The following is a 14,284-nucleotide window of genomic DNA, read 5'->3' as shown; positions in this document are numbered from 1 at the left end:
TTTCCGCCATGCTGCACCGCACGCAAAACCTCCAGTGAAATCAAGGATTTGCTGCGCCCAGCAGACCGCCTCTCACACGCGGCGCTGTCAACGGGAAAATTTACAGGGGCCCATTTGGACTTCCGGCCGCGATTGACTACACTCCAGTTCCCCAACGTCCTTAAACGTCCCTGGACTGAGCGGAATGCAGTGGACATGGGGTGAAGCAAGCACAACTTCAGGCCTGATCCGCGGGATTCACCGCCCGCTGGATCCTCCGTCTGCCGGCAGGGCCGTCGGCGGGCGCAAAGGCCACCCGACTACGCTTGACATGGAGAGAAACGATGCTGAGTCCGCATGAATTCGCCACGTTGTTGCTCGTCAAGGACGCCCCTAACCAGGTCGATATGGAACGCGAAGAACTCGACGCACTGCTCGAACGGCAGCTCGTGGAGCTCGAAAGACTCGCGTCGGGCTTGCAACAATGGCGCATCACGGAATCGGGAGACACGGCTCTTCGCGCGATCAAGCGCTTTTCCTGACGGCAATCGAGCGAACTTAACGCGCTTGCCAGTCATATCACTGCGGCCGTCGGCGTGTTCGCAACGGACACGCGAGCATACGGACGCCTGGACGGTCACGCGGCTTGCCCGCCTGGCCGTCTTTATGTTTTCAGGCTTGCCACGTCATCTTTGAACGACGCGCCCGCGCGCGCCAGTCGAGACCTTAGCCGCTGCGCAGCGTCGGATCGACGGCTGCGCGCCAGCTCAGCGCCTTTACGCGCTGAGTGTTGAAGAACTCCACCCACTGACGGCGCGCCTGCGGGTCCGCGCTCGCGCCCTGCGCCGCGTAGCGCTGCGCCAGCGCCGTCTGGAACGCGCAGTAATCCGCCCTCGACAACCCGCCACGCTTGTTCGCCACATACGCGTCGAACAGCGTCACATAGACGGATTGCGCGTCGCTGCCGTAGTCGGCCGGCTGGCTTCCGCACATCGCCTGCAGATCCGCGAACGACGGCGCGCCCAGCGTTCCGTTCAGGCTCGGCGTGCTGACGCATCCCGTCAACACCGCCGCGATCGACAGCGCCGCCGCGCCCGTTTTCCAGAGTCCACGCATGAAATTCACCTCGTATCGCCGCAATCCGGCTCGTTGCCGGAAGTATCGTCTGCGCGCGGCAAACGTGCCACCGGCGCGCGGAATCGCGCACCAATCCAAGGCAAGTCGAACTTTACTTTTTCGAATATGTTCATTAAAGTTTCGAAAACGAACATTACGACTTTACATCAACCCTACTTTTTCCTCCGTCAGGGGCATTCCGGGTGACGCAAGACTCCATTTACGACCTGCTCGTCGTCGGCGGCGGGATCAACGGCGCGGGTATCGCGCGCGATGCAGCGGGCCGCGGCCTGTCCGTGCTGCTGTGCGAACAGGACGATCTGGCTGCGCATACGTCGTCGGCCAGCACCAAGCTGATTCACGGCGGTCTGCGCTATCTGGAATACCGTGAGTTTGGGCTCGTGCGCAAGGCGCTGCAGGAACGCGAGACGCTGCTGCGCGCCGCGCCGCACATCATGTGGCCGCTGCGCTTCGTAATGCCGCATATGCCCGATCTGCGGCCCGCCTGGTTGATCCGCGCCGGTCTCTTTCTCTACGACCATCTCGCGCGCCGCGAATTGCTGCCCGGTTCGCGCGGCATCGACATGCGCAAGCACCCGGCGGGCAAGCCGCTCATCGACTCGATCAAACGCGGGTTCGTCTATTCGGACGGCTGGGTCGACGACGCGCGTCTGGTCGTACTGAACGCGCTCGACGCACAGGAGCGTGGCGCGACTATTCTGACGCGCACGAAGCTCACCGGCGCGACGCGCGTGAATGGCGAATGGCATGCGCAACTGCTGCGCGCGGACGGCTCCACTTTGACAGTGCGCGCGCGTTCGATCGCGAATGCCGCTGGCCCGTGGGTCGGCGACCTGCTGCGCGGGCCGCTTGCACGCGAGGCGAACTACAGCGTGCGGCTCGTGAAGGGCAGCCATATCGTCACGCGCCGCCTGTTCGAGCACGATCACGCGTACATCTTCCAGAACCCGGACAAGCGCATCATCTTTGCTATCCCTTACGAGCGCGACTTCACGCTGATCGGCACGACGGACCTCGAATACAACGGCGATCCGTCGAAGGTCGCGATCGAGCCGTCCGAAACGCAGTATCTGTGCGACTCGATCAACCGTTACTTCAAGCAGCACATCGCGCCGCGCGATGTGTGCTGGACGTACTCCGGCGTGCGTCCGCTGTTAGAGGACGAGAACGCGGACAACCCTTCCGCCGTCACGCGCGACTACCGGCTCGAACTCGACGCGCCGGCGGGCGAGGCACCGCTGCTGTCGGTATTCGGCGGCAAGATCACGACGTTTCGGAAACTCGCGGAAGAAGCCGTCGACGATCTCGCGCGCGTGTTGCAGCACGACAAGCCGACTTGGACCGCGGGCGCCCCGCTGCCGGGCGGCGATATCGCACATGCGGACTTCGAGCGCTTCGCGTCGCAGTTCGCACAACAGCACGCATGGCTTCCTGCCGCGCTCGCGCGCCGCTATGCGCGGGCTTATGGCACGCGTGCCGAACGCGTGATCGGCGCCGCTCGCTCGCTCGCCGATCTCGGGCAGCAGTTCGCGCCCGGGCTGTATGAAACGGAACTGCGCTATCTGCGCGAAACGGAATGGGCGACGACGGCGCGCGACGTGCTGTGGCGCCGTTCGAAGCTCGGCCTGCATGTTGAGCCCGGCACGCTCGAAAACGTCACGCGCGACATCGACGCGTGGTTCGCCCGCGCGACGACCAGGCAGCACGCCTGACGGCCGGGCGCACGCGGTCATGCGCCAGCGCGCGGCGATTCCGCCGCGCCGCCGTGCATGCAACAATCCGCGCAGGCACTTTATTTCGCGTGACCTGAGCGCGCCGCCGCGCCGGTCCGACAAAAAACGCATGGAGAAGAGACGATGCAGGATCAGTACATCCTGGCGCTAGACCAGGGCACCACGAGTTCGCGCGCGATGCTGTTCGATCGCAAGGGCAATGTCGTCTCGGTCGCGCAGAAGGAATTTAAGCAGATCTATCCGCATCCGGGCTGGGTCGAGCACGATCCGCAGGAAATCTGGGCGACGCAGGCGGGCGTCGCAGCCGAAGCTGTCACGCATGCGGGCCTGAACGGTACGTCGATTGCCGCGATCGGCATCACCAATCAGCGCGAGACGACGATCGTCTGGGATCGCGAAACGGGCCATCCCATCTACAACGCGATTGTCTGGCAAGACCGGCGCACGGCTGACTTCTGCGACCAGTTGAAGGCGCAAGGTCTCGAACAGACATTCCGCGCGAAGACCGGCTTGCCGATCGATTCGTACTTCTCCGCAACGAAGATCCGCTGGATTCTGGATAACGTCGACGGCGCGCGCGAAAAGGCGCGGCAAGGCAAGCTCGCGTTCGGCACGGTCGACAGCTGGCTGGTGTGGAATTTCACCAAGCACGAATTGCACATCACCGACGTGACCAACGCGTCGCGCACGATGCTCTTCAACATCCACACGCTGCAATGGGACGACGAGCTGCTCGACGCGCTCGACATTCCGCACAGCATGCTGCCGGAAGTGCGTCCGTCGTCGGAAGTGTATGGGCCGACCAAGACGACCGTGTTCGCGTCGAAGATTCCGCTTGCGGGCATCGCGGGCGACCAGCACGCCGCACTGTTCGGCCAGATGTGCACGCGCTCGGGCATGGTGAAGAACACCTACGGCACCGGCTGTTTTCTCGTGATGAACACGGGCACGAAACCGATCGAGTCGAAGAACAATCTCGTGACGACGATTGCCTGGCAGATCGGCGATCAGGTCAACTATGCGCTCGAAGGCAGCATCTTCATCGCGGGCGCTGTCGTGCAGTGGCTGCGCGATGGCTTGGGCATCATCCGCAGTGCGTCGGAGATCGAGGCGCTCGCGCTCGGCGTCGAGCACAGCGACGGCGTGTACCTGGTGCCCGCGTTCGCCGGCCTCGGCGCACCGCACTGGAACGCGCGCGCTCGCGGCACGCTGTTCGGCGTCACGCGCGGCACCACGTCCGCGCACATTGCACGCGCGGCGCTCGATTCGATCGCGTATCAATCCGTCGACGTGCTCAAAGCGATGGAAGCCGACTCGGGCATTCACATCGACGAACTGCGTGTGGACGGCGGCGCATGCGCGAACAATCTGCTGATGCAGTTCCAGGCCGACATTCTCGGCGTGGATGCCGTGCGTCCGCAGGTGAGCGAAACGACGGCGCTTGGGGCCGCATATCTCGCGGGACTCGCGACGGGCTACTGGAAGGACATCGACGAATTGCAGAGCCAGTGGAAGCTCGAACACCGCTTCTCGCCGTCGATGCCGGGCGATCAGGCGAAGGCCTGTCTCGACGGCTGGCAACGGGCGATTCGCGCGGCGAAGGCGTGGGCCGACGCGCCCTGATCCGACGCACGTCCGTGCGCGCCGTGTCGCGCGACCCATCCGGCGCGCCGGGCCGCAATGCACGTATCATGTCGCTTTCGGCCCGCAGCGTTGCTTGCGTCCTGGCTCTTGCGGGCCGCGCTTTCGTTCCATTTTCCGCATGATCGATCATCTCATTTGCGACTGCGACGGCGTGCTCGTCGACAGCGAAGTCATCGCCGACCGCGTGATGCACGACACGCTCGCCGCCACTTTTCCCGCGCTCGATTTCCACGAGATCTGCAAGACCGCGTTTGGTCAGCAGACTTCGCGCTTTCTGGAGAGCGTTCAAGCGGCATTCGATATCGAGCTGCCCGTCGACTTTTTGCAGACCGTCGAGGCCAATGTCGAAAGCGAGCTTGCGTCGTCGCTGTCGGCGATTAGTGGCGTGCGGGATGCACTGCTGCGCGTGTCGCTGCCTGCTGCTGTCGTGTCGAATAGTCGGATGATGCGGGTGAGCGCGTCAGTGCGCCGCGCCGGGCTGGCCGAGATTTTTGGACCGCGGGTGTTTAGCGCTGAGCAGGTCGCGCGGCCGAAGCCTTATCCCGATGTGTATCTGTTTGCTGCGGAGCAGCTGGGCGTCGAGCCGTCGCGGTGCATTGTGGTTGAAGACAGCGTCGCTGGGTTGAACGCCGCGCGGGCGGCGGGGATGATGACGATTGCGTTTGTTGGGGCTAGTCATATTCCTGATGGCTATGCCGATGTGCTGCGGAATATGGGGATCACGCGGATCATGCAGCATATGGATGAGTTGCCCTCAATTGTTCAGGCGGGGATGCGGGGGGAGTTTGGGGGCGTGCAGTCGTAGTTGAAGGTTTTTTGTCTGCGACGCTTTGGTTTGAGGCTTGTCGCCGGTATTCGTTTTTGCGGCTTCGCGGCGCGGGCGGTTTGGTTTTTTGTTTTGTTGTCTGCGACGCTGGGTGGTTGGCTTATGTTTTCGCTGGCATCCGCGTGTTGCCTTCGCGCTTCAGGCGTCGCCCCTGTGCGGGGCGGCACCTACTTTTCTTTGCCGCCGCAAAGAAAAGTAGGCAAAAGAAAGCGGCTCACACCGCTAATTCTTGTCCTTGCCTGACGGCCCCCAACTGGTCCCACGCTTCACACGGCAACCACGTGACTTATGTTCGTTGCTAGCGCTCTTGCGGTGCGCCTCACCCACTTCACGCGCCCGCGTCGCAGCATGCCGTGCCAGATATTCCACCGCCGCCCAGGTGGCAAACTGTGTGTAGGCCGTAGCGCTACACAGGCCTCACTTCGGACCGATAGCGCACGCATGCCATCATGTAAGAGCGCCAAGCTATACGACGGGACAACCTACACACAGTTTGCCACCTGGGCGGCGGAAACCATTCGCTGCCGCTAGCCCGAGTTCGGGTGTTTGAAGTGGGTGAGGCGCTCATTCGACACGTTGGCAACGAACGCGAACAGAAATGCTGCCGTGTGAAGCGTAAGACCCTTTGGGGGCCCTCAGGCAGGAAGAAGTGTTGGCGGTGTTAGCCGCTTTCTTTTGCCTACTTTTCTTTGCGGCGGCAAAGAAAAGTAGGTGCCGCCCCGCACAGGGGCGACGCTTGAAGCGCGAAGGCAACACGCGGATGCCAACGAAAACACAAGCAAACCAAACCGCTTGCGAAGCAAACACCGCATCGCGGATGCCAGCAAAACCCCAAGCACCCCACCCAGCGTCGCAGACAAAAAAACCTTCTATGGGGAATGGAAAGTCAAGCCCTGTTCAAGATAAAAATTCTGTTATGCGAAGTACATCTCCCTGTCCGTCGTCTACGGCCAGCCTGCGGGTCGCCTACTATGACCAGACGCAGGCTGGCCGTAGACGACCCGTGAAGCACAGCTGATGGCATACAGCTTTTTGCAGCCTGGCATGTCAATGTCGCGTTCAGGTCAGGGTGTCTGTTGACCGGTCAGTGCCGGGTCGACCTTCTATCCGTGCCGACCTGGCTGGCCGGTCACCTCATGCCGCATGCGCAAAGCGCTGGCGTCACCCTGTTACCGACGCGCCCCATCTCAAAGAAACGGCTACCTGCATGGGTAGCCCGGCTTTTTTCCGGGCGCGTTGACCTTTAGATGCCGTGCTGCGTGTGATGTCATTCAGGTGTTCGCGATATTGATCGTCCGTGGTTTGAGTATCGCCCCGTCGGGAATCTCGCCGTGTTCGAGATAGCGCCACAGCGCGATCGCGAGATGCCGTGCGAGCGCCACAATACCGATGCGCCGCAGCCGCTTGCCGGTCCCGGCAAAGCGCTGGTTGAACCAGTGGCTGAGCTGGCTGTCGGGCTGCCACCGCAGCCAGCTCCATGCAAGCTCCACCATCAGCCACCGGCATCGCCGGTTGCCGGCCTTGCTGATGCCCAGTTCGACCTCGCTGGTGCCGCTGGCATAGGGCGTGGGCGTCAGGCCCAGGCAGCCGGCCAGCTCCCGGCGGTTGCGAAACTGTCGCCAGCCAAATAGTTCCCTGACCAGGGTCCAGGCGCTGCCGGTACCGATGCCCGCAAGCTGTGCGAGCAGCGCCATGCCGGGGTGCGCGCCGCTGCGCACCTGCTGGTCCTGCTGCGCTTCGAGCCGGCGAATCTGCTGGCGCAGCAGCGTGAGCCGCTCATACTCGCGTTCAATCTCGGCGCGCAGGCCTGGCGGCAACTGCTCGCGCTGCCGGGTCCACCAGTGAGTCCAGATCCGGCCACCGACATACCGGACCCGAAGGTTATGCAGCACGAGCAGGGAGCGGATCCGGTTGGTGTGCGCGGTGCGCTCCTTGCGCAGGCGTTCGAGCTCACGGTGCAGGCGCCGGTCATCTTCCTGCTCGGGCGTCGGGATGCGCGCCACGGCCCATACCCGCCGCTCGCCGGTGTGATAGCGCATCAGCATCGAAAGCAGCTTGTCGCTGTCAAGCCGGTCCGTCTTCGCGCGACGGGCACGCCGGTTCACCTCGATACTGGCCGAATCCACCACGAGATTGGCGATGCCCTGCTCGGTCAGCCAGCGGTGCAGCCAGAAGCCGTCGCGGCCGGCCTCGTAACAGCTGTAGACAGGAGTATCGGCGCTGAGGTGGCAGCGCGCCCTGGCGTTTGCGATGGCGGTGAGGACCGCTGTGGTATCGCCTGCGGCGACCGTACAGCGGCTGGGTGCACGCTGGCCATCACCCAGTGAGAGCTTCCAGCTCTTCTCGCCCAGTTCAAAGGCCATGTACAGCCGGCCACCTACTGTCGTATTCTGCCCACGGAGGGTTGTGTCAGGCGCATCCATTTGCGTGCTCCTTCGGAGAAACGAGTCTGGAAACCCCGTTTTACTCCAGCGGGCTTCCTTCCACAGCCCTCCCGCATAGCATCTCAAACCTCGAGACAAGCCTCCCGCGCGAAGGCCATCGCGCGCCGAAACTCAACCAGTTCCGCGATAGTGAGCATAGGCATATCGTGCTGAGCGGCGAAACGCTCGACATCGGCACCTCGCATCATCGTGCCATCAGCATTCATAAGCTCACACAACACCCCAGCGGGCTTGAGCCCCGCCAAAGTCACCAGGTCGACAGTCCCTTCCGTGTGCCCACGCCGCGCCAACACCCCGCCCGGCATCGCCCGCAACGGATACACATGACCCGGACGCACAATGTCCGCTGGCTTCGCGTTATCAGCAATCGCGGCACGAATCGTCGTGAGCCGGTCAGCGGCAGACACACCCGTCGACACACCTTCACGCGCTTCGATCGACACCGTGAACGCCGTCGTGTTGCGACTTTCGTTATGAGCAGTCATCGGCGGCAATTCGAGCGCGCGCACCCTGTCGTCCGTCAGGCACAGACACACAATGCCGCTGCACTCGCGGATAAACAGCGCCATCATCTCGACGCTCATACGCTCAGCCGACATGATCAGATCGGCCTCATTCTCGCGATCGTGATCGTCCTGAAGCACAACGGCACGGCCCTCGCGCAACGCGTCGAGCGCGGCGACGATGCGCGGCGGAATGGATTCGGTGGCAAGCAGGGGAAGATCGGCGGCCGCGTCCTCAGCAACGACAGACGGCGCAGGCCAAACGAATGCAGCAGATGTAGATACTACGGACATGTGAAACGCTCCTCGCAAGAGTGTGGGCGAAAAACGTTTCAGGGCATTGCAAACAGACAAACGCGTCCCGCGAGCCGCAAGCGGCTGCCATGCAACAAATGGACAACGCATTCGCGCGCCGCTCGCAACGAGCAGCACGGCAGCGGCCATTCCGCACGGGACCGAAGTAAAGCGCACATGCGCCAACCCGGCCGACAGGAGACTCAGATGACTATCTGCACATCTTCTTCCATCCGGACTCTAACCGTCGGCTCTGGCCTCTCACCAGATCTGCTGACCCTGCAACTCAAACTACAACGCAGGCGCTCGCGGGCTCGCAGACTCGCGCTTCGTAAAGCGCCGCCTGCATACCGCCGGTGGGGAATTTCGCCCCGCCCTGAAGACGTACTGATTGCCGGATCGATCCGGCTCGCAGAGCATACAACAACCGCGCGTGGCGTGCAGCCAGCGCGTGCTTCATGTTTCAGCCTTCGGAATGCGCGTGCGCGAGCGGCGCATCATGCGGCACATCCCAACGCGGCGGCGTCTCCGCATTCACGGTCACGCGAAACGCGCGCGCTTCCGTGTCGCCGGGATTGCGCAGGCTGTGCGGCTGGTCGGCGTCGAAGACGATCGAATCCCCCGTCGCCAGCAACTGCCGGCGATCGTGCACGCTGACTTCGAGTGTGCCCACACTGACGACGAGATTCACCGTCGTCCCCGGCGCGCGACGCGTGCCAGGCTCGGTATGCAGCGGCGCGATACGCAGCTCGTGAAACTCCGCGGTCGACGGCTCGGAATCGGGATGCAGCGCGCGCGTCCAGTACCGGCCATTCGACGTGACGACGCGCGCCGAGCGATCCGCCGGCAAATGCTCGAAGCCGTTCACGGCATGCTGGCGCAGGAACGCCGCAACCGACACCTTCAACGCCGCCGCGACCTTGCACAGCACCTTGATCGACGGCACGCTGCGCGCCGACTCGATCTGCGCGAGCATCGCGCGCGACACGCCCGACGCACGGGCCAAAGCATCGAGTGACAACTGACGCTCCGCGCGCAACCGCGCGAGGTTCACGCCGACGCGGTGTTCGAGCGCGTCGAAATCCGAGGAACGCGTATCGTCGTGGGCGTGGGCTGCGTCGTGACCTTCGGACGCGCGGTCGCGCACGAGCGCAAGCGGTGACTGCATGATGACCTCCAGAAGCCCCGCATCGGTGCGGAGCAAGCACTAATGGAGGCAAGCCTAGCACCCGGTTTTCGCGCGCCCAACGAAGTTATCTTCACACTGTTATCACGATCGCAGAGGACCCTTATGCGCTGGCGTGCGATGCGTTCAGCACGCAGCGTCGGTGGTAGCGCGCGTTCCCGGGCGCGCGGACTTCATCGGCACGAGACGCAAAGACCGATGCCCACGCATCGCTGCGTGGGCATCGGAAACATCATACGAAGCGCGAACGCGCACTCGCCAAACTCAAACCCGCTCGCGCACATCCCGCGCGACGACAGCGGCGGGCGCATCCATCCGCGCTGCAATCCATGTCAGCGCCAACGCGGCCAGCGCGACGAGAGCGGCCACATACGGCAACGCGTCGAGCCCGTAGCCATGGCTGATCGCCAGCCCGCCGAGCCACGCGCCGCCCGCATTGCCGACGTTGAACGCGCCGATGTTGAGCGTCGACGCCAGATTCGGCGCTGCCTTCGCCTTTTCGACAACACGCATCTGCAACGGCGGCACGGTCGCGAACGCCGCGATTCCCCAGATGAACACCGTGACGGCTGCTGCAATCTGCGAATGGCTGGTGTGCGCAAACACGGCCATCACCACGGCGAGCGCGATCAGAATCCCCATCAGCGACGGCATCAGCGACCGGTCCGCCAGCTTGCCGCCGATCGTGTTGCCGACCGTGAGACCGACGCCGAACAGCACGAGAATCAGCGTCACGCCGTGCGGCGTGAAGCCACTCACCTGCTCAAGAATCGGCGCGATGTAGGTGAACACGACGAACACGCCGCCGAAGCCGAGCACCGTCATCGTCAGCGCAATCCACACTTGCGGGTCCTTCAGCACGCGCACTTCGTGACCGAGGCTCGCCGGGCCCGTGTCATGACGGTTCGGCACGAGCGCCGTGACGCCCGCCAGCGACAACACGCCGAACGCGGCGACGATCCAGAACGCGGCGCGCCAGCCGAACTGCTGGCCGATGAACGTGCCGAACGGCACGCCGAGCACATTGGCCAGCGTCAGGCCCGTGAACATCAGCGCGATCGCGCTTGCACGCTTTTCCTGCGGCACCAGCGACGCGGCCACCACCGCGCCGATGCCGAAGAACGAGCCGTGCGCGAACGACGTCACCACGCGCGCGATCATCAGCACCGAGTAGTCGGAGGCGATCGCGCACAACACATTGCCGACGATGAACACGCCCATCAGCAGTTGCAGCGCGAGCTTGCGCGGCATCTTGCTGGTGACGACGGCAAGCAGCGGCGCGCCGACGGCCACGCCGAGCGCGTAGCCGCTGACGAGCAGACCGGCGGAAGGAAGCGAGACGGCGAGATCTTTCGCCACGTCGGGCAGCAAGCCCATGATGACGAACTCGGTCGTGCCGATGGCGAACGCGCTGATCGCGAGCGCAAGCAAGGGAATGGGCATGGAAAGCTCCAGACGACGATTCAGAAGGACGCGCGCCGGACATTGCACGCCGCCGTCACGAACTCGATGACGACGGACGATGCCAGCGCGACGAACAGTTGCACTTCACCCGAAAGCGGCACATCGGCGGTCTGATAGGCGACGCCGGCCTTCTCCAGCCGTGCGAGCAGCGCCTGCCACTGCGTGTCGTCGTCGAGACGGAACGCGATGTGGTCGATGCGCGGCGTCACACGACCCGAGTGACCCGGCAACGTCGAATCGACGAGGTGGATCACGGCGCGGCCGTCGGCATAAAGCCAGTAACCGCCGACGCCGAACGGCGGCCGTGCGCCCTCCTCCAGCCCGACGACATCGACGAAGAAGCGTCGAGTGGCGTCGAGATCAGGGGTGACGATCGTCGCGTGGTCGAGATGCATGATGCGGGCTCCGGGTAAACGCGGATTTCGCGTTTTCAGGACCGGATTGTCCGTGAACCTCGTTCATTTGATAATTGGCGTACCATTTGAAGGATTTTCAAACGGTGTCGAATAATGACCGACAACCTGGGTGATATCCGGCTATTTGTCGAAGCGGCGCAGTTGGGCAGCCTGTCGGCGGCGGGCCGAAAGCTCGGCCTCACGCCCGCGGCGGCCAGCGCGCGCCTCGCGAAACTCGAAGGCGGACTAAAGGCGCGCCTGTTCGAGCGCACGACGCGGCAACTGCGTCTCACCGACGAAGGCCGTCTCTACCTGAACTGCTGTCAGCAGGCGCTGCGCGCGCTCGACGACGGAGAAGCCGCGCTTCAAGCCGGCCAGAACGCGGTGCGCGGCAAGGTGCGCATTTCCGCGACATCGGATTTCGGGCGCAATCTGCTGATGCACTGGCTCGACGAATTCAATCTGCTCTACCCGGACGTCACGTTTGCGCTGACGCTGTCCGATTCGCTACAGAATCTGGTGCAGGAAGACATCGACCTCGCGATCCGCTTCGGTGTGCCGCAGGACAGCTCGCTCGTCGCGCGCGGGCTCGCGCCGAATCCGCGGGTGTTGTGCGCGTCGCCGGAATACATCGCGCGGCGCGGCGAGCCGAAAGATCCGCTGGATCTGGCGCGCTTCGACTGCATCGTGCTCGGCACCGCGTCGGGGCCCGTCAACGAATGGCGCTTCACGCGCGGCGCTGAGACCGTCACGTACACGATTCCGCTCGAATCGGCGCGCGAAACCAATGACGGCGCGGTCGCCCGCGAATGGGCGCTGCGCGGCTACGGCATCGTGATCAAGTCGATGTGGGACGTCGAGGCCGATCTGAAAAGCGACGGCCTGCGCGTGCTGCTGCCCGAATGGCGTTATCCCGATGCGCCGCTGCACGCGCTCTATCACCGCAACCGTTTCATGGCGCCGCGCGTGCGCGTGCTGCTCGATTTTCTCGCCGAGCGCTTCACCAGGGTGACGGGAGAGCTGGAAGCGCAACTTGGCTTACCGCCGCAGGGCGGCGCCCGAAAGACGCCCGCGCGCACGCGCAAACCGCCCGCCAGCACGGAAACCGGTGCATGACGCCGTCCCGGCACGCCACCAAAGCCCCACGCAGCTAAGGGCTATAATGTTGGACTACGCTGTAAAAACGCGTTTCGGGCGCTTCGGACCCGCTTACCGTCCGATTCTCCGCGCTGCGGCGCCACGCGTTTTTTGTCTCTTCACCTTTTATTGACGCCCCCAGGTTAACTACTGCGACCGGCGAACACTCGATGACCAAGAAAGTTTATGTAAAGACCTTTGGCTGCCAGATGAACGAGTACGACTCCGACAAGATGGTCGACGTACTCGGTGCGGCCGAAGGCCTCGTCAAGACCGACACTCCCGAAGACGCCGACGTCATTCTGTTCAACACCTGCTCGGTGCGCGAAAAGGCGCAGGAGAAAGTCTTCTCCGATCTCGGCCGCGTGCGCGAACTGAAAGAAGCGAACCCGAATCTGCTGATCGGCGTGGGCGGCTGCGTGGCGAGCCAGGAAGGCGCGTCGATCGTTTCGCGCGCGCCTTATGTAGACCTCGTTTTCGGCCCGCAAACCTTGCACCGTCTGCCGCAGATGATCGACCAGCGCCGCGCGAGCGGCCGTCCACAAGTCGACATCAGTTTCCCGGAAATCGAGAAGTTCGATCACCTGCCGCCGGCGCGCGTCGATGGCCCGAGCGCGTTCGTGTCGATCATGGAAGGTTGCAGCAAGTACTGCAGCTACTGCGTGGTGCCGTACACCCGCGGCGAGGAAGTGTCGCGTCCGCTCGACGACGTGCTGACGGAAATCGCCGGTCTTGCCGATCAGGGCGTGCGCGAAGTCACGCTGCTCGGTCAGAACGTGAACGCCTTTCGCGGCGCGATGACAGTCGGCTCAACCGAAATCGCCGACTTCGCGACATTGATCGAATACGTCGCGGAGATTCCGGGTATCGAGCGGATTCGCTACACGACGTCGCATCCGAAGGAGTTCACGCAGCGCCTGATCGACACCTACGCGAAGGTGCCGAAGCTCGTGAGCCATCTGCATTTGCCCGTGCAGCACGGTTCGGACCGCATCCTGATGGCGATGAAGCGCGGCTACACCGTGCTCGAATACAAGTCGGTGATCCGCAAGCTGCGCGCGATCCGTCCGAACCTGTCGCTGTCGACGGACATGATCGTCGGCTTCCCCGGCGAGACGGAAGAAGACTTCGACAAGATGATGCAACTCGTGCACGACATGAGCTACGACACGAGTTTCTCGTTCATCTACAGCCCGCGTCCCGGCACGCCCGCCGCGAACCTGCACGACGACACGCCGCGCGAAGTGAAGCTGCGCCGTCTGCAGCATTTGCAGGCGACCATCGAGGAAAACGTGCAGCGCATCAGCGCGGCGATGGTCGGCAAGATCGAGCGCATTCTGGTCGAGCGCCCCGCGCGCAAGGACCCGAACGAACTCGCGGGCCGTACCGAGAACAACCGCGTGGTGAATTTCCCCGCGCCCGTTGATTCACACGCTCGCCTGATCGGGCAGATGATCGACGTGAAGATCGTGCATGCGTATCCGCACTCGTTGCGCGGCGAACTCGTGATGGTTCACGACACCGCACCCGCCACTCATTAAG

12 protein-coding genes and 1 riboswitch are annotated in these 14,284 nt (G+C 63.5%); of the genes, 6 read left to right on the top strand and 6 right to left on the bottom strand.

Annotation, left to right across the window (positions count from 1 at the left end):
• Window positions 1-323 precede the first annotated feature (323 nt).
• Entirely contained in the window at window positions 324-521 is a 198-nt protein-coding gene (locus tag C2L64_RS02350) for a hypothetical protein (RefSeq protein WP_007586164.1), read from the top strand.
• Between the two features lie 184 nt (window positions 522-705).
• Here the strand turns inward: C2L64_RS02350 and C2L64_RS02345 are convergent, their stop codons facing one another.
• Window positions 706-1,095 (bottom strand): hypothetical protein, encoded by a 390-nt coding sequence (locus C2L64_RS02345; RefSeq protein ID WP_079500204.1) that lies wholly within the window; start codon window positions 1,093-1,095, stop codon window positions 706-708.
• 203 nt (window positions 1,096-1,298) lie between these two features.
• Here C2L64_RS02345 and glpD point away from each other — a divergent pair, with 203 nt between their 5' ends.
• The 3 genes from glpD to C2L64_RS02330 all read left to right on the top strand — a co-directional run bounded on the left by glpD (window position 1,299) and on the right by C2L64_RS02330 (window position 5,298).
• Window positions 1,299-2,828: a glycerol-3-phosphate dehydrogenase gene (gene glpD, locus C2L64_RS02340; RefSeq protein ID WP_007586169.1), complete on the top strand. Its 1,530-nt coding sequence runs from the start codon at window positions 1,299-1,301 to the stop codon at window positions 2,826-2,828.
• Window positions 2,829-2,972: 144 nt separating this feature from the next.
• A complete protein-coding gene (gene glpK / locus C2L64_RS02335; protein ID WP_090835964.1) occupies window positions 2,973-4,472 on the top strand; it encodes a glycerol kinase GlpK in 1,500 nt (499 codons plus the stop codon).
• 139 nt (window positions 4,473-4,611) lie between these two features.
• Window positions 4,612-5,298: an HAD family hydrolase gene (locus tag C2L64_RS02330; RefSeq protein WP_007586173.1), complete on the top strand. Its 687-nt coding sequence runs from the start codon at window positions 4,612-4,614 to the stop codon at window positions 5,296-5,298.
• Between the two features lie 1,292 nt (window positions 5,299-6,590).
• Here the strand turns inward: C2L64_RS02330 and C2L64_RS02325 are convergent.
• From C2L64_RS02325 to C2L64_RS02305, 5 genes are all read right to left on the bottom strand, one after another.
• Window positions 6,591-7,742 carry an IS110 family RNA-guided transposase gene (locus C2L64_RS02325; RefSeq protein ID WP_090835963.1) on the bottom strand — a complete coding sequence of 384 codons (1,152 nt, stop codon included), beginning with the start codon at window positions 7,740-7,742 and terminating at the stop codon, window positions 6,591-6,593.
• An 83-nt stretch (window positions 7,743-7,825) separates the two neighbouring features.
• Window positions 7,826-8,560 carry a 3,4-dihydroxy-2-butanone-4-phosphate synthase gene (gene ribB, locus C2L64_RS02320; protein ID WP_007745306.1) on the bottom strand — a complete coding sequence of 245 codons (735 nt, stop codon included), beginning with the start codon at window positions 8,558-8,560 and terminating at the stop codon, window positions 7,826-7,828.
• A gap of 217 nt (window positions 8,561-8,777) precedes the next feature.
• A riboswitch (FMN riboswitch) is annotated at window positions 8,778-8,948 on the bottom strand.
• 75 nt (window positions 8,949-9,023) lie between these two features.
• Complete coding sequence (locus C2L64_RS02315; RefSeq protein ID WP_090835999.1) at window positions 9,024-9,728, bottom strand: helix-turn-helix domain-containing protein; 705 nt, start codon at window positions 9,726-9,728, stop codon at window positions 9,024-9,026.
• 282 nt (window positions 9,729-10,010) lie between these two features.
• Entirely contained in the window at window positions 10,011-11,189 is a 1,179-nt protein-coding gene (locus tag C2L64_RS02310) for an MFS transporter (RefSeq protein ID WP_090835962.1), read from the bottom strand.
• 20 nt (window positions 11,190-11,209) lie between these two features.
• Window positions 11,210-11,605 (bottom strand): VOC family protein, encoded by a 396-nt coding sequence (locus tag C2L64_RS02305; RefSeq protein WP_007745312.1) that lies wholly within the window; start codon window positions 11,603-11,605, stop codon window positions 11,210-11,212.
• A gap of 114 nt (window positions 11,606-11,719) precedes the next feature.
• Here C2L64_RS02305 and C2L64_RS02300 point away from each other — a divergent pair, with 114 nt between their 5' ends.
• Both C2L64_RS02300 and miaB read left to right on the top strand, forming a co-directional pair.
• Window positions 11,720-12,721: a LysR family transcriptional regulator gene (locus C2L64_RS02300; protein ID WP_090835961.1), complete on the top strand. Its 1,002-nt coding sequence runs from the start codon at window positions 11,720-11,722 to the stop codon at window positions 12,719-12,721.
• Window positions 12,722-12,912: 191 nt separating this feature from the next.
• On the top strand, window positions 12,913-14,283 hold the full coding sequence (miaB, locus tag C2L64_RS02295; protein WP_086916968.1) for a tRNA (N6-isopentenyl adenosine(37)-C2)-methylthiotransferase MiaB: 1,371 nt from the start codon (window positions 12,913-12,915) through the stop codon (window positions 14,281-14,283).
• Window position 14,284: the final 1 nt, after the last annotated feature.

This window comes from Paraburkholderia hospita, assembly GCF_002902965.1.
Lineage (GTDB): Bacteria > Pseudomonadota > Gammaproteobacteria > Burkholderiales > Burkholderiaceae > Paraburkholderia > Paraburkholderia hospita.
Note: the sequence above shows the minus strand (reverse complement) of the source record. Positions and strands in the feature narration are given on the sequence as shown.